This is a genomic window from Devosia sp. FKR38 (assembly GCF_005222805.1).
Taxonomy (GTDB): Bacteria; Pseudomonadota; Alphaproteobacteria; order Rhizobiales; family Devosiaceae; genus Devosia.
Genome location: NZ_STGC01000005.1, coordinates 758167 through 783531 on the forward strand (window position 1 = coordinate 758167; position 25365 = coordinate 783531).

At 64.1% G+C, this 25365-nt stretch carries 26 protein-coding genes; 13 read left to right on the forward strand and 13 right to left on the reverse strand.

All coding sequences use genetic code 11. The features are described from left to right. Positions 1 to 91 precede the first annotated feature (91 nt). Together rpsR and rpsF are read right to left on the reverse strand one after the other, a co-directional pair. Complete coding sequence (gene rpsR, locus E8M79_RS08690) at positions 92 to 346, reverse strand: 30S ribosomal protein S18 (protein ID WP_035100429.1); 255 nt, start codon at positions 344 to 346, stop codon at positions 92 to 94. Positions 347 to 364: 18 nt separating this feature from the next. After that, positions 365 to 772, reverse strand: a complete 408-nt coding sequence (gene rpsF, locus E8M79_RS08695; protein ID WP_137151533.1) for a 30S ribosomal protein S6 — start codon at positions 770 to 772, stop codon at positions 365 to 367. Between the two features lie 366 nt (positions 773 to 1138). Here rpsF and fabD point away from each other — a divergent pair, with 366 nt between their 5' ends. The 7 genes from fabD to gmk all read left to right on the forward strand — a co-directional run bounded on the left by fabD (position 1139) and on the right by gmk (position 7427). Next, the gene (gene fabD, locus E8M79_RS08700) at positions 1139 to 2086 is read left to right on the forward strand and encodes an ACP S-malonyltransferase (RefSeq protein ID WP_137153312.1); all 948 of its coding nucleotides are present in this window, start codon (positions 1139 to 1141) and stop codon (positions 2084 to 2086) included. Between the two features lie 56 nt (positions 2087 to 2142). Then, positions 2143 to 2880 carry a 3-oxoacyl-[acyl-carrier-protein] reductase gene (gene fabG, locus E8M79_RS08705; RefSeq protein ID WP_137151534.1) on the forward strand — a complete coding sequence of 246 codons (738 nt, stop codon included), beginning with the start codon at positions 2143 to 2145 and terminating at the stop codon, positions 2878 to 2880. Positions 2881 to 3097: 217 nt separating this feature from the next. Further along, entirely contained in the window at positions 3098 to 3334 is a 237-nt protein-coding gene (locus E8M79_RS08710; protein ID WP_035100440.1) for an acyl carrier protein, read from the forward strand. Between the two features lie 28 nt (positions 3335 to 3362). After that, complete coding sequence (fabF, locus tag E8M79_RS08715; RefSeq protein WP_137153313.1) at positions 3363 to 4625, forward strand: beta-ketoacyl-ACP synthase II; 1263 nt, start codon at positions 3363 to 3365, stop codon at positions 4623 to 4625. A gap of 166 nt (positions 4626 to 4791) precedes the next feature. Continuing rightward, complete coding sequence (gene mltG, locus E8M79_RS08720; protein WP_137151535.1) at positions 4792 to 5892, forward strand: endolytic transglycosylase MltG; 1101 nt, start codon at positions 4792 to 4794, stop codon at positions 5890 to 5892. Beyond that, positions 5889 to 6779: a YicC/YloC family endoribonuclease gene (locus E8M79_RS08725; RefSeq protein WP_248304950.1), complete on the forward strand. Its 891-nt coding sequence runs from the start codon at positions 5889 to 5891 to the stop codon at positions 6777 to 6779. Before mltG ends, E8M79_RS08725 begins: the two co-directional genes overlap by 4 nt. A gap of 9 nt (positions 6780 to 6788) precedes the next feature. Next, positions 6789 to 7427, forward strand: a complete 639-nt coding sequence (gene gmk, locus E8M79_RS08730) for a guanylate kinase (protein WP_248304951.1) — start codon at positions 6789 to 6791, stop codon at positions 7425 to 7427. Positions 7428 to 7431: 4 nt separating this feature from the next. On the opposite strand, the gene rsmA is transcribed toward gmk, so the two are convergent. The 6 genes from rsmA to E8M79_RS08760 form a co-directional block, all read right to left on the reverse strand. Then, positions 7432 to 8298 carry a 16S rRNA (adenine(1518)-N(6)/adenine(1519)-N(6))-dimethyltransferase RsmA gene (gene rsmA / locus E8M79_RS08735; protein ID WP_137151536.1) on the reverse strand — a complete coding sequence of 289 codons (867 nt, stop codon included), beginning with the start codon at positions 8296 to 8298 and terminating at the stop codon, positions 7432 to 7434. Continuing rightward, positions 8295 to 9293, reverse strand: a complete 999-nt coding sequence (pdxA, locus tag E8M79_RS08740; protein WP_137151537.1) for a 4-hydroxythreonine-4-phosphate dehydrogenase PdxA — start codon at positions 9291 to 9293, stop codon at positions 8295 to 8297. The genes rsmA and pdxA overlap by 4 nt, the downstream gene beginning before the upstream one ends. 54 nt (positions 9294 to 9347) lie before the next feature. Continuing rightward, positions 9348 to 10247 carry a SurA N-terminal domain-containing protein gene (locus tag E8M79_RS08745; protein ID WP_171015791.1) on the reverse strand — a complete coding sequence of 300 codons (900 nt, stop codon included), beginning with the start codon at positions 10245 to 10247 and terminating at the stop codon, positions 9348 to 9350. 96 nt (positions 10248 to 10343) lie between these two features. Further along, positions 10344 to 12629 (reverse strand): LPS assembly protein LptD, encoded by a 2286-nt coding sequence (lptD, locus tag E8M79_RS08750; protein ID WP_137151539.1) that lies wholly within the window; start codon positions 12627 to 12629, stop codon positions 10344 to 10346. 32 nt (positions 12630 to 12661) lie between these two features. Beyond that, entirely contained in the window at positions 12662 to 13732 is a 1071-nt protein-coding gene (locus E8M79_RS08755; protein ID WP_137151540.1) for an LptF/LptG family permease, read from the reverse strand. After that, the gene (locus E8M79_RS08760) at positions 13729 to 14799 is read right to left on the reverse strand and encodes an LptF/LptG family permease (protein ID WP_137151541.1); all 1071 of its coding nucleotides are present in this window, start codon (positions 14797 to 14799) and stop codon (positions 13729 to 13731) included. The genes E8M79_RS08755 and E8M79_RS08760 overlap by 4 nt, the downstream gene beginning before the upstream one ends. 203 nt (positions 14800 to 15002) lie before the next feature. Between E8M79_RS08760 and E8M79_RS08765 the strand changes: the two genes are divergently transcribed. The 3 genes from E8M79_RS08765 to E8M79_RS08775 are packed head-to-tail and all read left to right on the forward strand — an operon-like array spanning position 15003 to position 17554. Next, entirely contained in the window at positions 15003 to 16484 is a 1482-nt protein-coding gene (locus tag E8M79_RS08765; protein ID WP_137151542.1) for a leucyl aminopeptidase, read from the forward strand. 9 nt (positions 16485 to 16493) lie between these two features. Further along, a complete protein-coding gene (locus E8M79_RS08770) occupies positions 16494 to 16940 on the forward strand; it encodes a DNA polymerase III subunit chi (RefSeq protein ID WP_137151543.1) in 447 nt (148 codons plus the stop codon). Further along, positions 16937 to 17554, forward strand: coding sequence for a YitT family protein (locus E8M79_RS08775; RefSeq protein WP_137151544.1), 618 nt, complete (start codon positions 16937 to 16939; stop codon positions 17552 to 17554). Before E8M79_RS08770 ends, E8M79_RS08775 begins: the two co-directional genes overlap by 4 nt. Here the strand turns inward: E8M79_RS08775 and E8M79_RS08780 are convergent. From E8M79_RS08780 to E8M79_RS08795, 4 genes are all read right to left on the reverse strand, one after another. Further along, positions 17547 to 18488: a DUF4344 domain-containing metallopeptidase gene (locus E8M79_RS08780; protein WP_171015792.1), complete on the reverse strand. Its 942-nt coding sequence runs from the start codon at positions 18486 to 18488 to the stop codon at positions 17547 to 17549. The genes E8M79_RS08775 and E8M79_RS08780 overlap by 8 nt on opposite strands. Before the next feature lie 40 nt (positions 18489 to 18528). After that, complete coding sequence (locus E8M79_RS08785) at positions 18529 to 19389, reverse strand: DUF4344 domain-containing metallopeptidase (protein WP_137151546.1); 861 nt, start codon at positions 19387 to 19389, stop codon at positions 18529 to 18531. A 74-nt stretch (positions 19390 to 19463) separates the two neighbouring features. Beyond that, positions 19464 to 19895: a cupin domain-containing protein gene (locus tag E8M79_RS08790; RefSeq protein WP_137151547.1), complete on the reverse strand. Its 432-nt coding sequence runs from the start codon at positions 19893 to 19895 to the stop codon at positions 19464 to 19466. Next, the gene (locus E8M79_RS08795) at positions 19892 to 21754 is read right to left on the reverse strand and encodes an ABC-F family ATP-binding cassette domain-containing protein (RefSeq protein WP_137151548.1); all 1863 of its coding nucleotides are present in this window, start codon (positions 21752 to 21754) and stop codon (positions 19892 to 19894) included. The genes E8M79_RS08790 and E8M79_RS08795 overlap by 4 nt, the downstream gene beginning before the upstream one ends. A 318-nt stretch (positions 21755 to 22072) precedes the next feature. On the opposite strand from E8M79_RS08795, the gene ndk reads away from it, so the two are divergent. The 3 genes from ndk to E8M79_RS08810 all read left to right on the forward strand — a co-directional run bounded on the left by ndk (position 22073) and on the right by E8M79_RS08810 (position 24799). After that, the gene (gene ndk / locus E8M79_RS08800; protein WP_137151549.1) at positions 22073 to 22495 is read left to right on the forward strand and encodes a nucleoside-diphosphate kinase; all 423 of its coding nucleotides are present in this window, start codon (positions 22073 to 22075) and stop codon (positions 22493 to 22495) included. After that, on the forward strand, positions 22495 to 22698 hold the full coding sequence (locus E8M79_RS08805) for a 4-oxalocrotonate tautomerase family protein (protein WP_137151550.1): 204 nt from the start codon (positions 22495 to 22497) through the stop codon (positions 22696 to 22698). The genes ndk and E8M79_RS08805 overlap by 1 nt, the downstream gene beginning before the upstream one ends. A gap of 154 nt (positions 22699 to 22852) precedes the next feature. Beyond that, on the forward strand, positions 22853 to 24799 hold the full coding sequence (locus E8M79_RS08810) for a DEAD/DEAH box helicase (protein WP_137151551.1): 1947 nt from the start codon (positions 22853 to 22855) through the stop codon (positions 24797 to 24799). A gap of 30 nt (positions 24800 to 24829) precedes the next feature. Here the strand turns inward: E8M79_RS08810 and E8M79_RS08815 are convergent, their stop codons facing one another. Then, positions 24830 to 25159: a hypothetical protein gene (locus E8M79_RS08815; RefSeq protein ID WP_137151552.1), complete on the reverse strand. Its 330-nt coding sequence runs from the start codon at positions 25157 to 25159 to the stop codon at positions 24830 to 24832. Between the last annotated feature and the right edge of the window lie 206 nt (positions 25160 to 25365).

A 25365-nucleotide genomic window follows, 5' to 3' on the forward strand; every position in this document is an offset into this window, starting at 1 on the left:
GCCCCTTAAGGCGCGGCCTACTGCCCGTGGGGGCAATAGGCCTGTCGATTGATGCCTGTGCGGACAAAGCCCGCCAGGCGAACCATCCAGCTTACTGGACAGCGTAAGGCATGATGCCGATGAAGCGGGCACGCTTGATGGCGCGGGCCAGTTCACGCTGCTTCAGCGCCGACACGGCGGTGATGCGGCTGGGCACGATCTTGCCGCGCTCGGAAACGTAACGCGACAGCAGGCGCACGTCCTTGTAGTCGATCTTGGGCGCGCCCTCGCCCGAGAACGGGCAGGTCTTGCGGCGACGCTGGAACGGACGGCGGGCCTGGGCGGTGGTGAGGTCTTTGATTGCCATAGCTTTTCGGTCCTTGTCTTAGAAACGGCGCGGACGGCGTTCGCCGCCGAAGCCACCACGATCACCACGATCATTGCCACGCTCCGGACGGGCATCGTCACGGTCGCGCTTCTGCATCATGGCCGAGGGGCCTTCTTCATGTTCGTCAACGCTGACAGTCATGAAGCGCAGGATGTCTTCGTTGATGCGCATCTGGCGTTCCATCTCGGCGACAGCCGCGGGGGAAGCGTCGATGTTCATCAGCGTGTAGTGGGCCTTGCGGTTCTTGCGAATGCGATACGACAGGCCCTTGAGGCCCCAGTATTCATTCTTGGTGACCTTGCCGCCGCCGGCAGCGAGAATTTCGGTCAGGGCAGCGGTCAGCTCTTCCACCTGCTGCTGGGAAACGTCCTGGCGGGCCAGGTAGATATGCTCGTAAAGGGCCATTGATGCGCCTTCCTTCGTGGTTCAAACACTGCAATCTCTTGGCGCGGAGCCTCCTTGAAGCCGGAAAGGGCATCAAAGCAGTCTTGCAAAGAGCGGGAACACGGGAGGCCGGGCCTGAGCCCTATCTGTCAGAGTTGCCAATGACAAACCCTCCGTTCAGCCCCCGGCCAAACGAATTGCTGGCGGCGCTATAGGCCAAAGCCCCGCCCGAGGCAAGCCCAATGCGCCCCAAAGGCCGGTTTTGCAGCCCTCTGATGCCGCAAAAGCCCCGCACGCCTTGACTCTGCCACACCCATTCGACAAATGCCCCGCAACTGGACAGTGGCCGCATGGCCTGTCTAACTGACGCTCTGGAGGGCCATCATGATCAAACGCGCATTCACGTTTCCCGGGCAGGGGAGCCAGGCCGTCGGCATGGGCAAGGATCTCGCAGAGGCCTTTCCCGAAGCCCGCGCCGTCTTCGCCGAAGTTGACGAGGCCCTGGGCCAGAAGCTGTCGACCATCATGTTCGAGGGCCCCGACGATCTGCTGCGCCTCACCGAAAACGCCCAGCCCGCGCTGATGGCGGTGAGCCTGGCGGTCATCCGCGTGCTCGAAGCCCGCGGCGTCCGCATTGCCGATCATGCTGCCTTTGTTGCTGGCCATTCGCTGGGCGAATACTCCGCCCTCTGCGCCGCCGGCACCTTCTCGGTCGCCGATGCCGCCCGCCTGCTCAAGACGCGCGGCCAGGCCATGCAGAAGGCCGTGCCGGTTGGCCATGGCGCCATGGCGGCGCTGCTCGGCCTTGATCTCGACACTGCCCGCGCCGTTGCCGCCGAGGCCGCCGAGGGCGATGTCTGCGAAGTCGCCAATGACAATGCACCCGGCCAGGTCGTCATCTCCGGGGCCACCGCCGCCGTTGAGCGCGCACTCGATATCGCCAAGGCGCGTGGCGCCAAGCGCGCGCTGCCCCTGCCGGTCAGCGCTCCCTTCCATTGCTCGCTGATGCAGCCGGCCGCCGAGGCCATGGCCGCCGCGCTCGCCGATGTCGCCATGCAGGCGCCCGCCGCCCCGTTGGTGGCCAATGTGCTGGCCAGCCCGATTTCCGACCCCGCCGAGATTCGCCTGCGCCTGATCGAGCAGGTCACCGGCGTCGTGCGCTGGACCGAGAGCGTGGCCTGGCTCACCGGCCCGGGCGGCGTGACCCATTTGCACGAGCTGGGCGCCGGCAAGGTGCTCACCGGCCTCGCCAAGCGCATCAATGCCGACGCCACCGCCTCGGCCATCGGCACCCCGGCCGACATCGAGGCCTTTGTTGCTGAGGTCCTGGCTTAACCGCTTGAATCAGGCCCTCAAGAGCTTGAATCACTTTCTCCATGGGAGACGACTAAATGTTTGATCTGACAGGCAAACGCGCACTGGTCACCGGCGCAAGCGGTGGCATCGGCCGCGAGATCGCCAAGGCCCTGGCCGCCGCCGGCGCCACCGTCGCGCTCAGCGGCACCCGCGTGGGTGCGCTTGAAGATACTGCCAAGGAAATCGGCAAGGACTGCCCGATTCTCCCCTGCAACCTCTCCAAGCTTGATGAGGTCGACAAGCTCGTCCCCGCCGCCGAGAGTGCCATGGGCGGTCTCGATATCCTGGTCAACAATGCTGGCATGACGCGGGATAATCTGTTCATGCGCATGAAGGATGAGGAATGGGATGACGTCATCGCCGTCAACCTCACCGCCGCCTTCCACCTCAACCGCGCCGTGCTGCGCTCGATGATGAAGCAACGCTTCGGCCGCATCATCGGCATCTCCTCGGTGGTGGGCGTGATGGGCAATCCGGGGCAGGGCAATTACGCCGCCTCCAAGGCCGGCCTGATCGGCATGAACAAGGCCCTGGCCCATGAAGTGGCCAGCCGCAACATCACGGTCAATTCCATTGCGCCCGGCTTTATCGCCTCTGCCATGACTGACGAGCTCAACGACAAGCAGCGCGAGTCGATCCTGTCCACCATTCCGGCCGGCCGTCTGGGCACGGCGCAGGAAGTTGCCGCCTGCGTGGTTTTTCTTGCCAGCGACGCTGCAGCCTATGTCACGGGGCATACGCTGAACGTCAACGGCGGCATGGCAATGATCTAAATCCATCAAAAGCCGTTGAAAACCGGGGCAGTGGCTTATGGCGCCCCGGTTCCAAGTATGCTACTCGGCGCCGTTCGCACCGATGGCGGATCGCCTTGCAGACGCCCGAAAGCGCGCATACATTGGCGATCACCCGGCCAATACGGTGCTTGAAGATTTGGCAGCGCGCCAATAAGAAGCGAAACGAAACCTCGATTTCGAAAAGGGAAGTCAAACTATGAGCGATGTCGCTGATCGGGTCCGCAAGATCGTTGTGGAACACCTGAATGTGGATGCCGAGAAGGTTGTTGAGAAGGCCAGCTTCATCGACGATCTGGGCGCTGACTCTCTCGACCAGGTCGAGCTGGTGATGGCCTTCGAAGAAGAATTCTCGGTCGAGATTCCCGATGACGCTGCTGAGTCGATCCAGACTTTCGGCGATGCTGTCTCCTTCCTCACCAAGGCTGTCGGCTAATAGCCGGCTGAGATAGTTGACCATGGAATTGCGTCGCGTAGTCGTCACCGGGATGGGCCTCGTCACGCCCCTCGGTTGCGGGGTTGAAGCCACTTGGGCCAATATTCTGGCCGGCAAAAGTGGTGCAAAACGCATCGATGATTTCCAGGTCGACGATATCGCCTGCCAGATCGCTCATCGCTTGCCGCTCGGCGCCTATGCCGACGGCAAGTACAATCCCGATGAGTGGATGGACACCAAGGAACAGCGCAAGGTTGATCCCTTCATCGTCTATGCGATGGCGGCGGCAACCCAGGCTATCCAGGATGCGGGCGTAGAGCCCAAGACTCAGGAAGATCAGGAACGCACTGGCGTCCTGATCGGTTCGGGCATTGGCGGGGTCGGGGGCATCTATGATGCGTCCATCACCCTGCATGAAAAAGGGCCGCGCCGTATCAGCCCCTTCTTCATCCCGGGCCGCCTGATCAATCTGGCCTCTGGCCATGTTTCCATTCGGTTTGGCCTCAAGGGCCCCAATCATTCTGTCGTCACCGCCTGCTCCACCGGTGCGCATGCCATTGGCGATGCGGCCCGGCTGATTGCCCTGGGCGATGCCGATGTGATGGTCGCCGGTGGCGCCGAAAGCTGTGTCAATCGCCTGGCTCTCGCCGGCTTTGCCGCCTGCCGTGCGCTGTCGACCGCTTTCAACGATGACCCCGAAGCCGCCTCCCGTCCCTATGATCGCGACCGTGACGGCTTCGTCATGGGCGAAGGCGCCGGCATTGTCGTGCTCGAAGACTATGAGCGGGCCAAGGCCCGCGGCGCCAAGATCTATGGCGAAATCATCGGCTATGGCCTGTCGGGCGATGCCTATCATATCACCGCCCCCTCCGAGGACGGCGACGGCGGCTTCCGCTGCATGCAGGCCGCCATCAAGCGCGCCGGCATCACGCCGTCCGACATCGATTATATCAACGCCCATGGCACCTCCACCCCGCTGGGCGACGAGATCGAACTGGGCGCGGTCACCCGCATGCTCGGCGATGCCGCATCGGGCGTGGCCATGAGCTCCACCAAGTCCGCCGTCGGCCACCTGCTGGGCGCTGCCGGTTCGGTGGAAGCCATCTTCTCGCTGCTGGCGATGCGCGACAACATCGCGCCGCCCACGCTCAATCTGAACAATCCGTCGGTCGAAACGGTGATCAATCTGGTGCCCAAGACGGCGCTCAAGAAAGAGATCAACGTGGCGCTCTCCAACAGCTTCGGCTTTGGCGGCACCAATGCCACCCTGGTGATGCGCAAGGTCAACTGACTTATCCACGCTTGTCAGGAGGCACAGTGCGCCCGCGCGCACTGTGCCTCTTGTCTTTGCGCCGGGCCATGCCAACAATGCCGGGCGACCTGTCCAACACAGGCGCCCATTTGCAGACACGATCCGGCGCTACTCAGGCAGCTGGACCTCGAGGTTGAACAGCACGATGAACGATCGCAAGCCACGGCGCCAACGCCGCCGTTCGCGCAACGGTTTTGTTGACATTCTCAATGGCCTGCTGGGCCTGTTGGTGCTGGGCCTGCTCGCCGCCGGCGGTCTGTTCTTCTATGGCGCCTCCCAGTTCTATGGCCCCGGCCCGCTGCAGCAGGAAACCACCTTCCGCGTCGAATCAGGCGCCGGCATCAGCTCGGTCTCGGCCCGCCTCGAAGAGCAGGGGCTGATCAGCAACCGCTTCGTGTTCCAGTTCGGCGGCCGCGCCCTCGAACAGGCCACCGGCATCAAGCAGGGCGATTTCCGCATTCCCGCCCGCGCCAGCATGGCCGATATCCTCACCGAACTCAGCCAGGGCAATCCCATCCGCTATGCGGTGACCATTCCCGAGGGCTGGACCTCCTGGGATGTGGTGCAGCGCCTCGACGATACGCCCGACCTGATCGGCCCCGTCGCGGCCTTGCCGCCGGAAGGCTCGATCCTGCCCGGCAGCTATGATTTCACCCCCGGCGACACCCGCCAGTCGGTGCTCGACAAGATGCAGCTGGCCATGGCCACCCAATTGGCCGCCATCTGGGACGCTCGCGCGACGGACCTGCCCATCACTTCGCCCGAGGAACTGCTGGTGCTCGCCTCCATCGTCGAGAAGGAAACCGGCGTCGCCACCGAGCGGCCGCAGGTCGCCGCGGTCTTCGTCAATCGTCTGCGCGCCGGCATGCGCCTGCAGTCCGATCCGACCATCATCTATGGTATCACCAAGGGCCAGACCACGCTGGGCCGCGGCCTCAAGCGCTCCGAAATCGAGGGCAAGACGGCCTATAACACCTACCAGATCGACGGCCTGCCGCCGACGCCCATTGCCAATCCCGGCATCGAGGCCCTCAAGGCGGTCGCCAATCCGGACGATCACAAATATCTCTACTTCGTCGCCAAGGGCGCGCTGCCCAGCGAAGGCCATGTCTTCGCCGAGACCTATGCCGAGCATCAGAAGAACGTCGCCGAATACCGCAAGGTCGCCAGCGAAGCTGAAGCCGCGCGCAAGACCCTCGAAGACGAACAGGCCACCCAGGCCGGTGACGCCCCGGCTGCGCAGTGAGCCAGACCCTGGCCAGCATGACCGGCTATGCCCGCATCGCCGGTGCAGTGCCCGGCGCCGCCTTTGTCTGCGAGATCAAGTCGGTCAATAGCCGGGGCCTCGACATCCGTACGCGGCTCAGCCCCGGCTTTGACGCCATCGAGGGCGAGATCCGCCAGCTCATCGGCAAGATGGTCTCGCGCGGCGCCATCAACTGCACCATCACCGTCGAGCGCGACGGCGCCGGCGGCAATGTGGTCATCAATCAGCAGGCGCTCGACACGGTCCTCCTCGCCATCACCAGCCTGGCTGGCCGGATCGCCGCGCCACCGCCGACGCTCGAGGGCATTCTGGGCCTCAAGGGCGTGCTCGACCAGCGCGAGACGCCCATGACGCCCCAGGCCGAACAGGCGCTGACCACCGCCATCATGGATGGCGCCGCCCAGGCCATGGTCGATCTCGTCCTGGCCCGCCGCCAGGAAGGCAGCACGCTTGCTGCGACGCTGTTGCAGATCATCGCCGAGATCGAGGGGCTGATCGAGCGCGCCGCCCGCCATCCCTCGCGCAGCCGCGAGGCCGTGCAGGCCCGCCTGCGCCAGCAGGTTGCCGAACTGGCCGACGACATCACCATCGCCCCCGAGCGCCTGGCGCAGGAGGCTCTGCTGCTGGCCACCAAGGCCGATATCCGCGAAGAGCTCGACCGGCTCACCGCCCATGTCGCCAATGCCCGCCAGCTCATCGCCAGCGGTGGCGCTGTCGGGCGGCGGCTCGATTTCCTGGCCCAGGAATTCAACCGCGAAGCCAACACCCTGTGCAGCAAGTCCAATGCGGTGAACCTGACCGCGATCGGCCTTGACCTCAAGGCGGCGATCGATCAATTACGCGAACAGGTTCAGAACATCGAATAGGATCGGCTGATGGAATTTCAGCGTCGTGGCGTCATGCTGGTGATTGCCTCGCCCTCGGGCGCGGGCAAGTCCTCGATTTCCCGTGCCCTGTTCGGCGCCGATCCCAATATCAAGCTGTCCGTCTCGGTCACCACGCGCGCCCGCCGCACCGATGAGGTCGACGGCAAGCACTATTACTTCATCGACGTGCCGACCTTCCGGCGCATGCAGCAGGATGGCGAACTGCTCGAATCGGCTGAGGTGCATGGCAATTTCTACGGCACGCCCCGCGCCCGCGTCGAAGAACAGCTCGCTGCCGGCAACGACATCCTGTTCGACATCGACTACCAGGGCACGCTGCAGCTGTACAAGAACAGCCGCAAGGACATGGTCACCGTGTTCATCCTGCCGCCGTCCATCAAGGAACTGCGCGCCCGTCTGGAGCGTCGCGCCCAGGACAGCGTCGGCACCATCGAGAAGCGCCTGCAGAACGCCCGCCGCGAGATGGATCACTTCAACGAATATGACTATGTCATCGTCAATGAAGACCTTGAGGCCTCCACGACGCGGGTACGCTCCATCCTGGTCTCGGCCCGTCTCGAACGCGATCGCCAGCTCAATTTGAGCAGCTTCGTCAAGGACTTGCAGAGCCAGATCGACTCTCTTTGAGAGCCTAGTCCGCGCCGCCCTGCGCCGCCTTGCGCAAGCCGGGCAGGGCCCGCGCCATGTCCAGGAACACCGAGATCGGCAGGTCCTCGGCCCGTTCATCGCCCTTGATCCCGGCAGCCGCCAACAGGCCGTCCACGGCCACGCCGCTGGCCTTCAGGCTCTGCCGCACCATCTTGCGCCGCTGCCCGAACGCCACCTTGGTGATGGTTTCGAGGTCGCGCACCGCCACCGTGCTGTCCACCGCCTTGGGCACCAGATGCACCACCGAGGAGGTGACATTTGGCGCCGGCACAAAGGCCTCGCGGCTGACATTGAACGCAATGCGCGCCTCGGTGCGCCAGCCGGCCAGAACGCCCAGCCGCCCATAGGGATCCTCGCTGGGCCGGGCACAGATGCGCTCGGCCACCTCACGTTGGAACATCAGCGTCAGGCTGTCGAAAAACGGCGGCCAGGGCTGCGTCGTCAGCCAGCCGGTGAGCAGGGGCGTGGCGATATTATAGGGCAGGTTGGCGATGATGCGCGTGGGGCCCTCGGCCAGCGCGGCATAGTTCATTTCCATGGCGTCGCCGCTGATCACCGTCAGCCGGCCCGGATAGGCGTCGGCGATCTGGGCCAGCGCCGGCAGCGCACGGGCATCGCGCTCGATGGCAATCACTTCGCGCGCGCCCTCGGCCAGCAGGGCCCGTGTCAGCCCGCCGGGCCCCGGACCCACCTCGATCACGCGAACGCCCTCCAGCGACCCGCCCACGCGCGCAATACGCGCCGTCAGGTTCAGGTCGAGCAGGAAGTTCTGGCCCAGCTCTTTCTTGGCCCGCAGGCCATGCTCGGCGATGACTTCGCGCAGCGGCGGCAGATTGTCGATTTGGCTCATGTGCTCGCTGTCATGGCGTCGGCCAGGCGTATGGCCGCGAGAAAACTCTTGGGGGAGGCCCGGCCCGTGCCGGCCAGGTCAAAGGCGGTGCCGTGGTCGGGCGAGGTGCGCACGATAGGCAGGCCCAGCGTCACATTGACCGCATCCTCAAAGGCCACGGTCTTGATCGGGATCAGCGCCTGGTCGTGATACATCGCCACCACGGCGTCATACTGGGCCCAGTGCGTAGGGTAGAACAGCGTATCGGCGGGCAGGGGGCCGGTTACGCCCAGCCCCTCGAACTGCAACTGCGCCACGGCGGGCCCGACGATCTCGAGATCCTCCCGCCCGATGGCGCCGCCTTCGCCCGCATGCGGGTTGAGCCCGGCCACCGCGATCTGCGGATTGGCAATGCCGAAGCGCTGGCGCAGGTCATGGGCCACCACGCGCACCGTGTCCACGATCAGCGCCCGGGTCAAAAGCCCCGGCACGTCCTTGATCGGCACATGGATGGTCACCGGCACCGCGCGCAGCCCGCCATGCGCCAGCATCATCACCGGCAGCGGCGGCTTGCCACCGGCGGCGCAGAGCTCGGCCAGGAATTCAGTGTGCCCGGGGTGCTTGAACCCGGCGTGGTAGAGCGCGCCCTTGTGGATCGGCCCGGTCACCAGTCCGCGGCAGTTGCCACTCAGCGTCGCCGAAACGCCGGCAGCAATGGAATCGATCACCGCATGGGCTGATAGCGGCGAGGCCTGTCCGGGATGGTCGGCTACGGTGCCATCGACTTGCAGCACAGGCAGGGCGCGTGCGAACAGGTCTGCGGTGCTGTCCGGCCCGCCCGCCTCAAAGACGATGTCGAGGCCCAAGCGCTGCGCGCGGGCACGCAGGAAGTCGACATGCCCGAACACGCAGAAGGGGGGCAGGTCCAGTTCGGCCCGCCGCGCATAGAGCGCCATGATGATATCGGGGCCGACGCCTGCCGGTTCGCCCATGCTGATGGCAAGCGGCCTGTCCATCCAGAGCTCCACGATCGCAGGATTTAAGGCCCGCGCCGGGCGGGCCCTCTTGTCTTAGTTGTAGATGATCTTGGCGGACTTGCGAAGGTCGGCAAGATACTTGGCCACCTGGTCGGTCAGGGCCGTATTGCCCTGCTCGGCGCGCAGGTCGCCCTTGATGAAGGTCAGGTCTTCCGCCTGGGTCTTTTCACAGATCGCCAGCATCGACACGCCATTTTCCACCACGCGCGGCTTGGAGATGCCGCCGACATTCAGGCCCGCCAGTTCCTTGGCAATGGCTTCGGGCAGCTGGGTGGCATTGCGGCGGCCGACGTCGATCACAGCCGCATCGGTGAAATTCATCGATACGTCCACTGCGCTGTCGCAGCCGGCAAACCGCGAGCGGTAGCGATTGGCGTCGCCCGTACGTTTACTCGAGCCCTGGCCCACAAAGATGATCTCTTTGAGGATATAGTCAAAGCTCTGGTAGTCCTTGAGCTGGCCGGCGGCCTTCTGGTCGAGCTCGAGGTCCGAAATCTGCACCTGCGGCATCACGGCCATTTCGGTCACCGCATTCCAGGCGATGGCGGCGCGCAGCCGATCCTTGAGCGTATCCATATTGATGCCGCCCTGCTGAAGCATCTGGCGCAGCTTGTCTTCGCTCAGCTTGATATTGCGGGCGATCTGCAGGAAGGCGTCATCCACCTGAGCGTTCGACACGGTGATGCCCAGCCGCTTGGCTTCCGACATCTGCACAGCTTCGTCGATCAGCTGCTCTGTGGCGCCCTTGGTGCCGCCGCGATTGCCTTCGAGAGCAAACAGCTTCACGCGCTGGGAAATCTGTACGTCGGTGATGGGGGTGCCATTCACCGTCACGCGCACGGTCTGGGCAAAGGCCGGCATGGCCACGGCCATGCTCAACAGCATTCCAACGATCAGGGCCCCAGCCGCACGACCAAACACACCGTTCGCCATTGTCATTTTCCGCCTTGAAATCTGCTGACCGCTCTCATGCGGCTGTATTCGCATTGTGTCAATTGCCCACACAATGCGGCCAAAATCCGGTTCGGGCTACTGTCCGGCCGTGAAGGCGCGGCTATAGCCCAGGTTGAGCCCGGCTGGTGCCTTGATCGCAAAGGTCGCCGTGATGGTGGTGTCGTCCACAGTCGCATTGGACTTGGTGGCATTGGCCCCCAGCATCAGATAGCCGTCGTCATACTTCAGGCCCAGCCCGCCCTTGGTCCAGCTGTTGTTGAGCAGGTCCCAATAGCTGAAGGCCGATATGGTCCAGTATTCCGCCACCGGTACTCCGGCCTCGGCATAGATCTCATGCTGATCGCTCAGTATGCCCGCAGCCTGTTTTGCAGCGATGAAATTGTAGGTCAAACCCGCGCTGTAGCCGTCCTGCGCAAAATTGGCTCCGGCGCCGCCGCGCATCACTTTGCCTGTGCCGGTATCGACCTGTACCTTGCCGCCGAAGGTCAGGCCCGGTTTGACCGTGCCATAGGCGCCCAGCACGGCATAGGAGGCGCCGCGGTCGAGCCCCGAGCCGACACTCATCTGTGTCGGATCGGTAAGCGAGAAGGCGTTGGCGCCCGCCAATTGGAACGACTGCCCGGCGACGATTTCGAAATAGCTGTCATCGGCAAAGCTGACCTGATAGCGGCCGCCGATATTGGCGCGCAGCCCGGTCTCCTGCCGGTCGGTGCCAGAGAAGCGATTGTAGCTGAACAGATTGGTGTCATCGAAGACAAAGCTCTGGGCATTGTCATTAGTGATGCCGACCTTTGAGGTGTTCGAGCCGCGATAGACCAGCTGCGCAATCGGCTCGATCAGATGCACCGTGCTGCCATCGCTGGCGGCCATGGGGAAGCGCACATCCATGGCGGCGATGGGCGTGGCGCTCCATAGCGTCGTCGCGCCCGGCAGGGTGGGGCTGCTGCCATCGTAATAGGCCACGTCGGCGCGGCCGCCGAGATAGGGCGTGGCGACAAAGCCACCAGCACCAATATACTGGTTCTGCCAGCCGACCTGGAAGGTCGCGTGCTGCTTCATGCCGGCATAGCCGAAGGTATAGGGCACCTTGCCGCCAGCCGCATCAGTTAGCGAACGGCCAACCGAATCCAGGTCTCGCTGCACGCCCAGCAGGCGGCCGCTGATCTCGATCCGGCCCAAGCCAGGGCCGATCTCGTTGATGCGTTCGAAACTCAACGCAGGCAGGGTGCGTCCCTGCTCGCCCTGCGAGGCGGCCGTGACATTGCCAAGCTGGTTGAAGTGCTGGATGCGCGCGTCGAAATAGGTGTCTTCCGACAGATGAGTGGCAAACACCTGGTTGGTCGATGCCTTGGCATCGTTCCGCGTATAGTCGGGCAGATAGGCCGCATCGGTGAAGGCTGTGTAGCTCCAGCCGACGGTCCAGTCCTCGATCGGCGTGAAGGTGCCGCTGGTCTGGATGGCGCCGCGCCAGTCGCGCTTGGCGTCGGCGAACGTAAAGGCGCTCTGGTCGCGCTGATAGAGCCCGGAGGCCTTGATGCTGAACGAGCCCTTTTCGAAGCGCTGCACCCATTCGGCGCCCACCAGCAGGCCCTGCCGGCTCATCAGCGTCGGGGTCAGGATGATATCGGTCCAGCGGCTCGAATAGACCAGCGAGGAAAAAGCCAGGCTATGGCCGGTCTTTTCCGTGTAGGCGTAGGTGGGCTTGGGAATGCGGTTCAGCGTCTCATTGCTGGTGTCCGGCAACCACAGATAGGGCAGCCAGGCCACAGGAATTCCGAGCAGCTCCAGCGTCGGCTGTTCCATGCTCAGCGAGTGGTCGACCGAATTGGAGACAATGCGCTTGGACTTCATCGACCAGCCGATGCGGCGGCCTTTGGAGTCAATGCACTCGCCACAGGGCGCATAGCTGGCATTGATCAGCAGTGTCTGCAGCGCCGCATCATAATCGGTGCTGTCGGCGGTGATGCGCGCGCCATCATAGGTGGTGATGGTCATGGCATCGAGAAACGCCTGTTTCATCCCGCCGGTCAGCGTCAGGTCTTTGGTCTCGGTCAGATTGCCCGAGGGGTCCTTGATGGTCACTTCGCCGGTAAAGCGCGCATCGCTGCTCGTACGGTTATAGACCAGGTTCTGCCCGGTCAGCGTATAGCCGCCGCGCTTGAGCACCACATCGCCCGAGGCAGTGATCGTATTGGTGGCATTATCGAAACTGAGCGTGTTTGCCTCGATCTCGGCCGGGGAGGCCGGATCGATCGGGGCGTTGAAGAAGTCCGCGGGGATCAGGCCCTGCCCATGGGCGGCAGGCAGGCTCGCGCCGGCCATGAGCAGCGCCACCGCACTGGCAACTGCCAGGCGGGTCACTCCCCCGATCCACTCCCTGGACAGCTTGATTCTCACGCGCGCCCGTCTTCCTTGTGTAACAGCACTGTCAGGCCGATCACGATGGCCACCAGTGCCGGTCCAACTGCTGCAAACGCGGGATCGAGAACGCCGGTCGACCCAGCACGGTCGGCCATCTCGGTAATCACGAACACAACAAAGCCCAGCACAATCCCATACAGGACCGCCGGACCATAATTAGACGACCTTCGATAACCCGCAGTAAATGCAAAGGCAATGAACAGCGAACCGGTCAGCACGAGCGGCAGGGCCAAAAGCTTGATCATGCGCATGGTCGCCGCGCTGCGGATCTGCGGGTCGGACACCCCGGTGCCCACCAGCTTGGCCAGTTCAAAAAAGGTCATATCCTCGGTCGAGGCCATCTTGAGGCTGATTTCGCCCGCGCTCGAGGTGGTGGGGAGGCGATAGTTCAGGATCGTGCGGGCAGGGGCGTCGGCCGTGCGAACCGTTGCTGTGGGAAATACCCATTCATTGTCGTTGAGCTGGGCTTCGGGCGCCTCGATGCGGTCCTCCGTGCTGGCGTCGATGCGGAACACCGTCACATTGCCCAGCACGGTGCCGCCGGGCTGCATGCCGGTCGCCATCATCACATAATGGGTCTCGCCGCTCCGCTGCTCGAGCCAGATTTCGCCTGAGGGCGTCTGCATTGTGCTCTGGCCCGGTGGCGTCGGGTAGAGCCCACGGTTGATCAGCGTGCTGGCGGTTTCCCCGCCCAGCGCCACCACCAGGCTCACCAACGCCAATGCAATGGTCGGCGCCCGCACCACGCGCCAGATCGAAATGCCGCTCGATTGGATCACGGTCAGCTCATGGCGAGCCTTGAGGTCCATGAACCCCAGGATGGCGCCCATCAGCACCGTCACCGGCAGGGTCTTGATGGTCCAGCGCACCGCGCTCATTGCCACCATAAGCGCCGCCATGGGCAGGCCGAAATTGTCGGCCACGAAGTTGAAACGCCAGGTATCCAGCGATTCCGCCAGCGCGATGATGCCGTAAAAGATAAAGACCGTAACGCCGATGCGGCTCCCCAGGCGCTTGAGCACCAGCCAGTCGATCCGGGTCATGCCGTCACCATCAGTGGCGCCGGTCGCGGCCACAGCTTATAGGCGAGCGATCCGCCCCCGACGGCGATCATCACCAACGCCCCGGTCGCCGGGCCCAACGGACTATAGGCGCTCAGCCCCCGCTCGGCGAACGCCAGCAGCAGCACCACCGCCTCGAACGGGATATTGATCCGGGCCCGCCGCCCGCTGGGGAAGCCGGTCATGGCCAGCACCAGGAGGCATATGCCGATCACCCGCAGCCCCTCGGCGCCGCGATTGCCCAGCGTTTCCAGCCGCCGCGCCGACCAGTCCCCGCTGGCCAGCGCCTCGGTCACCAGCGTGACGCTATCGGTGCTGTAGAGCGGATCGGACTCTGCCACCGTCTGGGAGAACTGGTCCACGCCCACGTCATAGCGCGCGAAAGTGACCTTGGAGAACCGCCCGTTCGGATCGGCATTTTGTAGCGTGCCGTCGCGCAGCTCGAGCACATAGTTCTCGCCATCGGTGGAGACCCGCGCCGTCTTGGCCAGATAGGTGCGGCGCGTCTTGGGGTCGCGCCGGTCGTCGGCGAAGAATTCGGTGATCTCGCCATCGCCCTCGCGGCCGCCGATCAGCATCACCACGCCCGGCGTCACCTGGGTGAAGCGCTTGGGTTTGAGTGTCGAGCTGACGAGATCGGCAGCAATACTGGCATTGAGCTGGTTGAGCTGGCGATTGGCCAGCGGCTCGATGAAATTGGTCAGCAGCAGCACGCCGATCACCCCGGCCCCGGCCACCACTGCCGTGGCGCTCCACAGCGAGCGCAGCCCGCCGCTGATATGGATGATATGCAGCTCGCGATTGGCCTGCAGTGCCTGCAGCGCCCGCGACAGTCCGATGCCGATGCACACGTAAAAGAACGAGATCGACAGCGGCGGCAGCGTCAGCAGCCCCTGGTAGGCCAGCGTCAGCAGGCCCTGACCCTTGACCGAAATCACGTCGAACGAGCGCAGGCAGTTCACCAGCCACAGCAGGAAACACACCACCGCGAACAGAATCATCGCGTCGGCGACGAACATGCGGGCCAGGTAGGTCGTCAAACGCTTCATTCTGCCTGACTAACGTCTCCGGATGCCGCAAATAAGGCCTTGGGGTTGCGCGACATTGGTGCAGTTCGCCGGTCCAGGCAAGCCAGCCGCGCCCTGGTTGCGGATTTCTTCCCCGCCTGTTGCGGGATTGACGCGACGGCTAAACATCTCAATGTAAGGGCATTGCCCGCGCCGTACCTTCCTTCGCCACCAAGGCCCCTTTGATGTCCCAGACTCTTCATCTCCGCACCGCCGCTTTTGCCGGCGCGTCGGCCGCCCTGACCGTCATCTATGCCGGGGAGGACCAGGCGCCGACCGGGGCTGCCGCCCCCGTCTGGGCGTCGACCGGGCTCGATTGGACTGTTGCCGCTGCCGCTGGTGCCTTCCGCGGCCGCCCGGGCCAGTCGCTCGACATCATCGGCGCCGGCGGCGCTCGTGTCCTGGTGCTCGGCAGTGGCCGGCCCAATGCCGATACCCCGCTCAATGCCTGGACCGACCGCGGTGGTTCGCTGCTCGCCAAGATCGCCGCCACGCGCGCCACGCTGGTCTCTGTCGTCATCGACGAAGCCAGCGCCACGCCCCAGGCGATCGGCGAGCTGGCTGCCGGCATCCGCCTGCGCCACTACAAGTTCGACCGCTACAAGGCGCCGCGTCCCGACGATGCTCCGCCCAGCCTCACCATCACCCTGCGCATTGCCGATCCCGCTGCGGCTGATCTGGCCATCGCCGACCGTGGCGCCACGGTAGACGGCACGCTGCTGGCCCGCGATCTCGTCAATGAGCCGGCCAATGTGCTTGGGCCCGTCGAATTCGCTGCCCGCGCGGCTGAGCTGTCCAATCTTGGTGTCACGGTCGAGGTTCTCGAGCCCGAGGCGCTCGAAAAGCTCGGCATGGGCTCGCTGCTTTGCGTCGCCCAGGGCTCTGATCGCCCGGCGCGGCTGGTGGTCATGCAATGGCGCGGTGGCAATCCCGATGCGGCCCCGCTGGCCTTTGTTGGCAAGGGCGTGGTGTTTGACACCGGCGGCATCTCCATCAAGCCCGCCGCCAGCATGGAAGACATGAAGGGCGACATGGGCGGCGCCGCGGCGGTCACCGGTCTCATGCTGGCCCTGGCCACCCGCAAGGCGCCCGTCAATGTGGTTGGCGTCATTGGCCTGGTTGAAAACATGCCCTCGGGCAGCGCAGTGCGCCCCGGCGACATCGTCAAGGCCATGAGCGGAACCACCATCGAGGTCATCAACACCGATGCCGAGGGCCGGCTCGTGCTCGCCGATGCCCTCTGGTACACGCAGGATCGCTTCAAGCCCAAGTTCATGATCAACCTGGCCACGCTCACCGGCGCCATCGTTGTCGCCCTGGGCCATGAACATGCCGGGCTCTTCTCCAACAATGACGAACTGGCGACGCGCCTGCTGGCCGCCGGCCTCAGTGCCAATGAGAAGCTGTGGCGCCTGCCGCTGTCGCCGGCCTATGACAAGCTCATCGAGTCCAAGTTCGCCGATATCCGCAATTCGGTCGGCCGCCCGGCAGGCTCGATTACCGCCGCGCAGTTCTTGCAGCGGTTCGTCAATGACACGCCCTGGGCCCATCTCGATATTGCCGGCACGGCCTTTGGCGCCGCCAACACCGAGGTCAACACCTCCTGGGCCCCCGGTTTCGGCGTGGCCCTGCTCGATCGGCTGGTCAGGGACTATTACCAGGGCTAAGGTCGCACTATGTCCGATGTCCTGTTCTATCATCTCGAGCCGCGCCCGCTCGAAGCCGTCCTGCCGCAGTTGCTCGAAAAGACGCTGGAGCGCGGCTGGCGGGCGATTGTCGAGGTTGGCTCGCCCGAGCGCGCCCAGGCGCTCGATGCCCATCTGTGGACCTATCGCGACGACAGTTTCCTGCCCCACGGGCTCGATGGCGGCCCGGCCGATGCGCATCAGCCCGTGCTGATCACCACCACCACCGACAATGCCAATGCCGCCGCCTGCCGCTTCTATGTCGATCGCGCCGTGCCGCAATCCGCCGAGGGCTATGAGCGCATCGTCTATATGTTCTCCGGCCATGATCCCGACGCGGTCGCCGAGGCGCGCCTCGCCTGGAAGGCCCTCAGGGGCACCAGCCAGCTGACTTATTGGCAGCAGGAGCCCGAGGGGCGCTGGGTCAAGAAGGGATGACGCCCGATCTCGCCACGCCCAGCCGCCACCGGCTGGATGAAGACATCTTCGCCATGCTGATTGGCACCATGCTGGTCTCGCTCGGTATTGTCTTTTACGCTCATGCCACGCTCACCACCGGCAGCAGTGCGGGCCTGGCCCTCTTGCTGCAATATGCCACCGGCCTGCCGTTCGGGTGGCTGTTCTTTGCCATCAACCTGCCGTTCTATGTGCTGGCCGTGCTGCGTATGGGCTGGGTCTTTGCCCTCAAGACCATTGTGTGCGTGGCGCTGGTGTCGCTGTTCACCGCGCAGATCCCGCACTGGCTCGATATCTCGTCCATCGCGCCGCTCTTTGCTGCCCTGGCGGGCGGCGGACTGATGGGTCTGGGCATTCTCTCGCTGTTCCGCCACAAGGCCAGCGTGGGCGGCATCAATATCCTGGCGCTCTACCTGCAGGATAATTTTGGCATCCGCGCCGGCTATTTCCAGCTCGGCGTGGATGCCGTCATCATGGTCGCGGCGCTTTTCGTGCTGCCGCTCGACCGGGTCGCCTATTCACTGCTCGGCGCGCTGGTGCTCAATCTGATCATCGCCACCAATCACAAGCCCGGCCGCTACGTCGGCTTCAGTTAGCCGGCTTGGCGTCTTTCAGCGATCCGCTGAGGTCGGTCTTCTTGCCATTGCCCAACACCTGCCGCTGCTGCGGTTCGCCGGTATCGGCACTGGCCTGTTCTCCGGAATCATCGCTTGCGTTCTCGGCCACCAAGCCCATGATATCGTTGACATAAAGACCGTACAGGTCGTCGGCCAACTCATAGCAATAGGTCAATTCGCTATTGGACGTGCTGTAATAGGCATTGGCCTCGCCACACAGCGTGCCGCGGAAGGTGATAGGGCGGGGCAGCACATAGCTGCTTTCGATCATTTCGGCCGCCCGCTCCAGGATTTGCCGGTCCTTGAGCTCCTGGGCATAGACCTCGTAATCGCCGGCATCATCATAGACCACGGTGATCTTGGCGCCGGGCTTGTCCTTGACCTCATGGGGCTCGAGCAGCTTTACCCACGATGTCAGCGCCTGTTCATAGGTATAAACGCAGCCGTCGCGCCGGTCCTGGTCCAGATCATAGGCATCGGCGGTCTGGGCAAAGGCTTCGGGGTCCTTGCCCACCATCATGCAGACCATGGCATAGGCGCGCTGGATGTCCAGGCTATGCTCGTCGTAATAGGAGAAATCGTCGACCCCCGCGCCGGTCGATCTCACCGCGTTGAAATACCAGCCGTCGGCTGCGTCGACCAACACATTGTAGCTGTCCTCGTCGGCGTCATCATTGAGCAGCAGGATGGTGGCCAGCGCGTCGGCCGCATCCTCTTCCTTGCCCAGCACGGGCAGCTCCAGTTCGCCCACCAGCAGATGACCGATCTCGTGATAGGTCGTGAACACGGCATCGTGCATGGCGAAGGTCATCGCATCCTGCATCTGCTGCTCGTCCAGCTCCTGCGCACCGACCTGCCCACATCCCAGCGCCGCCGCCCCCAACAGGGTCGCCGCTACGATCAGTCTTTTCATCCTGTGTCTCTCCACCCGGCCACCCCACGCGGCCACGCCCTCAGTTGCGGGGCGGCTTGTGCTTGCCGGTCCCCGATTGCCCCTCCGTCGCCCCGGTCTTGGGCAGTTCGGCGGCATATAGCTCCATATAATCCTGCATCAGCTCATAGCAGAAGATGATTTCCACCGTCTCGGGATCATAGAATGCATTGGGCTCGCCGCAGCGTTCTGCGTTCAGCTGCACCAGCCGGGGCAGGCGGAAGCGCTGGCGCAGCTCATCGGCAAGCTGGTCGAATATGCCGCTGGACTTGAACACATCGGCCGCCTCGCGCAGCGCACCGCCAGCCGGCTTGTAGGTCACTCGCACCCGTGTCTGCTGGTCCGTGGCGTCCGGCCCCCGGTCGAGCAGCCGGCGCAGGCTGCGGTCGACGATGCCATAGTCCCAGGCACAGCTCTCTACCCGGTCGACCGGCAGCTCATAGAGATTGGCCACGGGGCGAAAGGTCGGTTCATCCTTGCCCACCATCAGGCAGACGATCTGATAGGCCCGCTGCTTGTCCAGCGCATGGGCGGCGGCATAGTCGCTCTCCACACCGCCACTGTCATAGGCTATGCCGGAGAGGAACCAGCCGCGCGCGGCGTCGCGCACCGCCTGGTTGGCCCGGTCCGTACCCTTGTTGAGCAGCGTCCAGGTGGCCACATTGTCGGCGGCATCTTCTTCGCGGCCCAGCACCGGCAGCTCGAGCTGGTCAAACAGCAGATGGGCCATCTCATGGTAGAGCACGAACAGGCTATTGTTGGCCGCAAAGCGCCGCTGGTCCCGATAGTCCGCCTTGCTGAGATCGGTCGCCTGCGCCAGCCCCGTCAGGCTCAGCGCAATCGCCAGCACACAGCCGAGCAGAAATGGGGAAACCAGACGCATGAACTACTCTCGTGCCGATCGCTGACCAGACAAGAGTAACGCCCAGTCCCTGTCAACGTCGGCACGCAAACAGGCTAAACGTCTTTCGGCGCCCAGCCCGGTGCGGCCAGCTCAAAGCCGGCGAAATGGAACCCCGGCGCGACGGTGCAGCCCACCAGCGTCCACTCGCCCGCACTGCGCGCCGCCTGCCAGCCCATGGTCGGCACCACCACCTGCGGCCGCTCGCCGGCGGCAAGGTCGCTGCCCAGCCGGTGCTCCACCGTGGTCACGCTGTCCGAGATCGACAGCAAAAGGGCGTCGCCCGCGTAATAGTGCCAGACTTCCACAGCGTCGATGCGGTGCCAGTGCGAGGCTTCGCCGCGCGCTAGCAGATAGTAGATCGCCGTCGAGCGGGCGCGGCCATCGACCGTCTGCGGATCGACAAAGCTCTCCACATACCAGCCACCCTCGGGATGCCGCTGCATCCCCAGGCTCGCGATCACCTGCTCGGCGGTCAGTTTGCTCATGCGCTCTCAGCCTCTTCCAGCTGGGCGCTCAGCTCCAGCCATTTTTCTTCTTGGCTCTCGATCTCGGCGCTGTAGCGCGCCTTGTCCTTGCCCAGGGCGATCACGCGCTCCGGATTGCCATTATAGACCTTGGGGTCTTCGAGCTGCGCATCGACCTTGGCCAGCTCGGTCTTGAGCCGGGCCATCTTGGCTTCGGCATCCTTGATGGCGCTCTTGATCGGCGCAATCTCGGCCCGACGGGCTGCAGCTTCGGCCTTGTTGGCCTTGCGCTCGGCCTTGGTGCCGCCCTTGCCCTCTTTGCTCGAGGTGATGCTGGCCTGGTAGCTGTCCAGATCCTCGTCCAGCTCGCGGATGGTGCCGTTCTCGGCGATCCACAGCGTGTCGCAGGTCGCCTCGATCAGATGGCGATCGTGGCTGATGATCAGCACGGCGCCTTCATAATCATTGAGCGCATGTACCAGCGCATCGCGGCTGTCGATATCCAGATGGTTGGTCGGCTCGTCCAGGATCATCATGCCCGGGCCGCTAAAGGTGATCAGGCCCATCAACAGGCGTGCGCGCTCGCCGCCGCTCAAATTCTTGGCCAGCGTATCCATGCGCGATTTGGTCAGGCCCATCTGGCTCAGCCGCGAGCGGCGACGCGCCTCGCTGTCGGTGGGCATCAGCTCCACCACATGCTCGAACGGCGTCCAGTCCGGCTTGAGCTTGTCCATCTGGTGCTGGGCGAAATGGGCAATCTCGAGCTTCTTGCCCTTGCTGAAGCTGCCGCCCATCGGCTTGATGTCGCCAGCCAACAGCTTGGCAAAGGTCGACTTGCCGTTACCATTCACGCCGATCAGCGCGATGCGATCACCGGGATCGATGCGCATGTTGATCTGCCGCAGAATGGTCTTGGTGCCATAGCCCGCCGACACGCCGTCCAGCGAGATCATCGGCGTCGCCTGCTCGGCCTTGGGCTGCTGGAAGGTGAAGGGCGCCGCATATTCGTCGAACATCGCCGCCGGCGGCTTGAGCTTTTCGATCATCTTCATGCGCGACTGCGCCTGGCGGGCCTTGGAGGCCTTGGCCTTGAAGCGATCGACGAACTTCTGCAGATGCGCCACCTGGTCGAGTGCCTTGTCGCGGCCCTTGTTGTTGAGCTCCATCTGCATGCGACGGGTATTTTCGAACGTGTCGTAATTGCCTTTGTAGAAGGTCAGTTTCTTGTGTTCGAGATGGATGATCGAATTGACCGACTTGTTGAGCAGGTCACGGTCGTGGCTGATCATGAAGACGGTATAGGGATAGGTTGCCAGATATTTCTCCAGCCACAGCGTGCCTTCGAGATCGAGATAGTTGGTCGGCTCGTCCAGCAGCAGCAGATCGGGCTGGCTGAACAGCACGCCGGCCAGCGCCACGCGCATGCGCCAGCCGCCGGACAATTCATGGGTCGGCGAATTCTGCCGGTCCTGTTCGAAGCCGAGGCCTTTCAGGATCGCCGAGGCGCGGCCTTCGGCGGTATAGGCGTCGATATCGGCCAGGCGGGTGTAGATCTCGCTGATGCGATCGGGGTCGGTCGCAGTTTCCGATTCCGCCAGCAGCGCCGTGCGCTCCTTGTCGGCGGCCATCACCACATCGAGCACGCTTTCATTGCCGGCCGGCGCTTCCTGCGCCACCGCGCCGATACGCGCCTTCTTGACCAGATCGATACTGCCCGCATCCGCGTTGATATGGCCCTGGATCAGATGGAACAGCGTGGTCTTGCCCGTGCCGTTCTTGCCTACAAAGCCGGTCTTGGAGCCGGTCGGCAGCACCACCGAGGCGTCCTCGAACAGTTCGCGGCCCTGGATGCGATAGACGAGGTTGTTGATGGTCAGCATGGCGAGCGGCAATCTATGGAAGAGGGCAGGCGCCCGAAACACCGGGCAGCCCGGTTCGGGCCCTGCAAAAGAAGTCTCTGTGCTCCGATAAAGTCATGCGGGCGCAATGGCAACCAGCATTCCCGCATGCTTGCCGCCCGCTGCACGCCATGCCCGCACAAAGTCGCGGCCAAACCGTGGTCAAAAACGCCCGGGTTCGCCCTGGCTCTGTCCCCGGTCAACCATGCCAGCGATTGCGGCACTCAGCCGTCTTGCCTGTGTCGCAGTCTCCCGTTACAAGGCGCGACCTTTCCAACAGACCCATTCAAGGATCTACCCATGGCGCTCGAACGCACCTTCTCCATCATCAAGCCGGATGCCGTCCGTCGCAACCTCATCGGCAAGATCGTCGCCAAGTTCGAGGAAGCCGGTCTGCGCCCGATCGCCCTCAAGAAAATCCACATGACCCGCGCCCAGGCCGAAGGCTTCTACGCGGTCCACAAGGAACGCCCCTTCTTTGGCGAACTGGTCGAGCAGATGATTGCCTCGCCCGTCGTCGTGCAGGTCCTGGAAGGCGAGAACGCCATCCTGAAGAACCGCGAAGTCATGGGCGCCACCAACCCGGCCAACGCCGCTGAAGGCACCATCCGCAAGGAATTCGCCCTCTCGATCGGCGAAAACTCCGTGCACGGTTCGGACGCTCCGGAAACCGCTGCCGAAGAAATCAAGTTCTTCTTCACCGACGCTGAACTGGTCGGCTAATGCCTTTCATCAGCGTTCGCATTGTCGAGGGTGCCACGGCGGAACAGAAATCCGCCGTCATCGCCGGCATTACGGATGTGATGGTCAAGGTGCTCGGCAAGAACCCGGAAACCACGCATATCGTCATCGAGGATGTGCCGCTGGAAAACTGGGGCCACAAGGGCAAATCGGTCGCCGAACTGCGTCAGCAGTCCAAGGACTGACACCGCTGCACCCCTGAAATGCGAAGGCCGCCCGCCGGGCGGCCTTTTTTGCTTGTATGTGCTATGATGCACCAAAATCCGGAACTCCTTCGCGCGCTCCCGTCCATCAAGGGGAGGGCAGGGTGGGGGTTCTCACCCACCCGAAAGAATCCCATTGTCCCTGCCTGACACTATTCCTGCTCCGCTCGCTCGCGCCTTGGCCGCCAAAGGCTATGAGACGCTGACGCCTGTGCAGTCCGCCATTATCGAAGATGAAACCGCAGGGCGTGACCTGCTGGTCTCGGCCCAGACCGGTTCGGGCAAGACCGTTGCCTTCGGCATGGCCATCGCCACCACCCTGCTGGGCGAGGCGGAACGCTTCACCGAGGTCGGCGCCCCGCTGGCCCTGGTCATTGCCCCCACCCGCGAACTGGCCCTCCAGGTGCAGCGCGAGCTCGATTGGCTCTATGCCGATGCCGGCGCCAAGACCGCCTCCTGCGTGGGCGGCATGGATGCCCGCACCGAACGCCGCGCCCTGGAACGCGGCGCCCATATTATCGTGGGTACGCCCGGCCGCCTGCGCGATCACATCACGCGCGGGGCGCTCGACATGTCGGCCCTGCGCGCCGTCGTGCTCGACGAAGCCGATGAAATGCTCGACCTCGGCTTCCGCGAGGATCTCGAATTCATCCTCGACGCCGCCCCGGAAGACCGCCGCACGCTGATGTTCTCGGCCACCGTGCCCAAGCCCATCGCCCAGCTGGCCAAGACCTTCCAGCGCAATGCCCTGCGCGTCGCGGCCACTTCGGCCACCGAGCAGCATGCCGACATCGACTACAAGCTCATGCTGGTGCCGACCGCCGAGCGCGAAAACGCCATCATCAACACGCTGCTCTACTTTGAATCGGTCAACACCATCGTCTTCGCCTCGACCCGCGAAGGCGTCAAACACCTCTCCGCCCGGCTGCACAACCGTGGCTTTGACGTGGTCACGCTCTCGGGCGAACTGAGCCAGGCCGAGCGCACCAATGCCCTGCAGTCCATGCGCGATGGTCGCGCCCGCATCTGCGTGGCCACCGACGTGGCCGCCCGCGGCATCGATCTGCCCAATCTCGACCTGGTCATCCACGCCGATCTCCCCACCAATGCCGATACGCTGCTGCACCGCTCGGGCCGCACAGGTCGCGCCGGCCGCAAGGGCACCTGCGTCATCATCGCTCCGTTGCATCGCCGCAATGTCGCCAAGCGCGTGCTGGCCACCGCCAAGCTCGACGTCACCACCATGTCGCCGCCCTCGGCCGCCGAAATCGATGCCCGCTTCCGCGAAGGCATCCTGTCGGCCGAAGCGCTGACCCTGCCCGTGGCCGAGGAAGAGGCCGAGTTCGTCGGCCAGTTGCTGGCCCGCTACACCCCCGAGGCCATCGCCGCCGCCTATCTGCGCCAGCAGCTGGCGGCCCGTCCAGCGCCAGAGGATGTCACCGAATCCCCGGTCCAGGGCGCCGCTGGCGATAGCGATCCGCGCGTCCGCGAAAAGTTCGAGGGCGGCACCTGGTTCAAGGTCTCGGTTGGTCGCAAGCACAAGGCCGAGCCGCGTTGGCTGCTGCCCATGCTGTGCAAGGCCGGCAATGTCACCAAGACGGCCATTGGCTCGATCCGTATCTTCGATACCGAATCCATCTTTGAAGTCGCGGCCCCCAAGGCCGATGCCTTTGCCCGCAGCGTTGAAAAGAACGGCTCCGGCGAGCGTGGCGTCACCATCTCGGCGGTCGATGGTCCCGGCGAGCGCCGCGTTGGCCCGCCACCTTCGCAGCGCCGTCCGCCCGGCCCGGTGGAACGCTACGATCCCAATGCCCCGCGCCCCGAGCGCGCTGACCGCAAGGCCCGCTATGGCTCGGCTGCACTGAGCCCTGATGATTTCGAGGCTCCCGCCACCGGTGCCTGGAACCCGGCTGCGGACAGCGCCCCGCGTCCGCCCAAGGCTGATTTTGACAAGCCGCGTCCGCCCAAGGTCACCAAGGCCCCGGTCAGCAAGGACAAGGGCAAGCCCAAATGGGCCGGCAAGGCTGCCGATGGCGCCCCGCGCGTCAAGGATCACAAGCCCAAGCGCAAGCCGCAGATCTGATCGACATAAAGGGGGCCTCGGCCCCCTTTTCTATGGTCTGGCCGCTGGGGCAGTTTCGTCCGCCGCGACCAGTTCGCCCCAGTCGGCCTGCCAGTCGACATCGGCGTCCAATTGTACTTCCACCCGCTCGGCATTGAGAAACCCCATCAGAAACAGCGCATAGGGCAGGGCCTCCAGTGCCGTGTCCGGAGAGATGGGCGTGGGTGTGAACACCCGCAGTCCCCATTGGGGCACCGGCGCGCTGACCACGCAGACCACGCCCGCCCGGTCGGCAAAGATGCGCACCGCGATAGCATTGCTATCGGCACTGGTTTTGGGAACGCGGTAGAACCGCGGCTTCTGTGGATTATTTGTGCTCATCAAGCAGTTACGGAACACGGGTGCGATTGGTTTCGCACTCGGGTGAACCGAACGCAAAAAAACCCGTCCACCGCGGGTCCAGCGCCGATCACCCCCTGGCAATCTTGGACCTGGCGTCGGCTCTGGCCAAAAAATCCGTTCAATTACAAAGTCTTGGCCGGCGCGGCGGACTCAAAATTCGCACCCGCTGAACCAAAGCATGAACG

Coding starts and splice junctions, on each gene's coding strand:
- rpsR (WP_035100429.1), bottom strand. CDS start 346: ATGGCAATCAAAGACCTCACCACCGCCCAGGCCCGCCGTCCGTTCCAG.
- rpsF (WP_137151533.1), bottom strand. CDS start 772: ATGGCCCTTTACGAGCATATCTACCTGGCCCGCCAGGACGTTTCCCAG.
- fabG (WP_137151534.1), top strand. CDS start 2,143: ATGTTTGATCTGACAGGCAAACGCGCACTGGTCACCGGCGCAAGCGGT.
- E8M79_RS08710 (WP_035100440.1), top strand. CDS start 3,098: ATGAGCGATGTCGCTGATCGGGTCCGCAAGATCGTTGTGGAACACCTG.
- mltG (WP_137151535.1), top strand. CDS start 4,792: ATGAACGATCGCAAGCCACGGCGCCAACGCCGCCGTTCGCGCAACGGT.
- gmk (WP_248304951.1), top strand. CDS start 6,789: ATGGAATTTCAGCGTCGTGGCGTCATGCTGGTGATTGCCTCGCCCTCG.
- rsmA (WP_137151536.1), bottom strand. CDS start 8,298: ATGAGCCAAATCGACAATCTGCCGCCGCTGCGCGAAGTCATCGCCGAG.
- pdxA (WP_137151537.1), bottom strand. CDS start 9,293: ATGGACAGGCCGCTTGCCATCAGCATGGGCGAACCGGCAGGCGTCGGC.
- E8M79_RS08745 (WP_171015791.1), bottom strand. CDS start 10,247: ATGGCGAACGGTGTGTTTGGTCGTGCGGCTGGGGCCCTGATCGTTGGA.
- E8M79_RS08755 (WP_137151540.1), bottom strand. CDS start 13,732: ATGACCCGGATCGACTGGCTGGTGCTCAAGCGCCTGGGGAGCCGCATC.
- E8M79_RS08760 (WP_137151541.1), bottom strand. CDS start 14,799: ATGAAGCGTTTGACGACCTACCTGGCCCGCATGTTCGTCGCCGACGCG.
- E8M79_RS08765 (WP_137151542.1), top strand. CDS start 15,003: ATGTCCCAGACTCTTCATCTCCGCACCGCCGCTTTTGCCGGCGCGTCG.
- E8M79_RS08770 (WP_137151543.1), top strand. CDS start 16,494: ATGTCCGATGTCCTGTTCTATCATCTCGAGCCGCGCCCGCTCGAAGCC.
- E8M79_RS08775 (WP_137151544.1), top strand. CDS start 16,937: ATGACGCCCGATCTCGCCACGCCCAGCCGCCACCGGCTGGATGAAGAC.
- E8M79_RS08780 (WP_171015792.1), bottom strand. CDS start 18,488: ATGAAAAGACTGATCGTAGCGGCGACCCTGTTGGGGGCGGCGGCGCTG.
- E8M79_RS08785 (WP_137151546.1), bottom strand. CDS start 19,389: ATGCGTCTGGTTTCCCCATTTCTGCTCGGCTGTGTGCTGGCGATTGCG.
- E8M79_RS08790 (WP_137151547.1), bottom strand. CDS start 19,895: ATGAGCAAACTGACCGCCGAGCAGGTGATCGCGAGCCTGGGGATGCAG.
- E8M79_RS08795 (WP_137151548.1), bottom strand. CDS start 21,754: ATGCTGACCATCAACAACCTCGTCTATCGCATCCAGGGCCGCGAACTG.
- ndk (WP_137151549.1), top strand. CDS start 22,073: ATGGCGCTCGAACGCACCTTCTCCATCATCAAGCCGGATGCCGTCCGT.
- E8M79_RS08805 (WP_137151550.1), top strand. CDS start 22,495: ATGCCTTTCATCAGCGTTCGCATTGTCGAGGGTGCCACGGCGGAACAG.
- E8M79_RS08815 (WP_137151552.1), bottom strand. CDS start 25,159: ATGAGCACAAATAATCCACAGAAGCCGCGGTTCTACCGCGTTCCCAAA.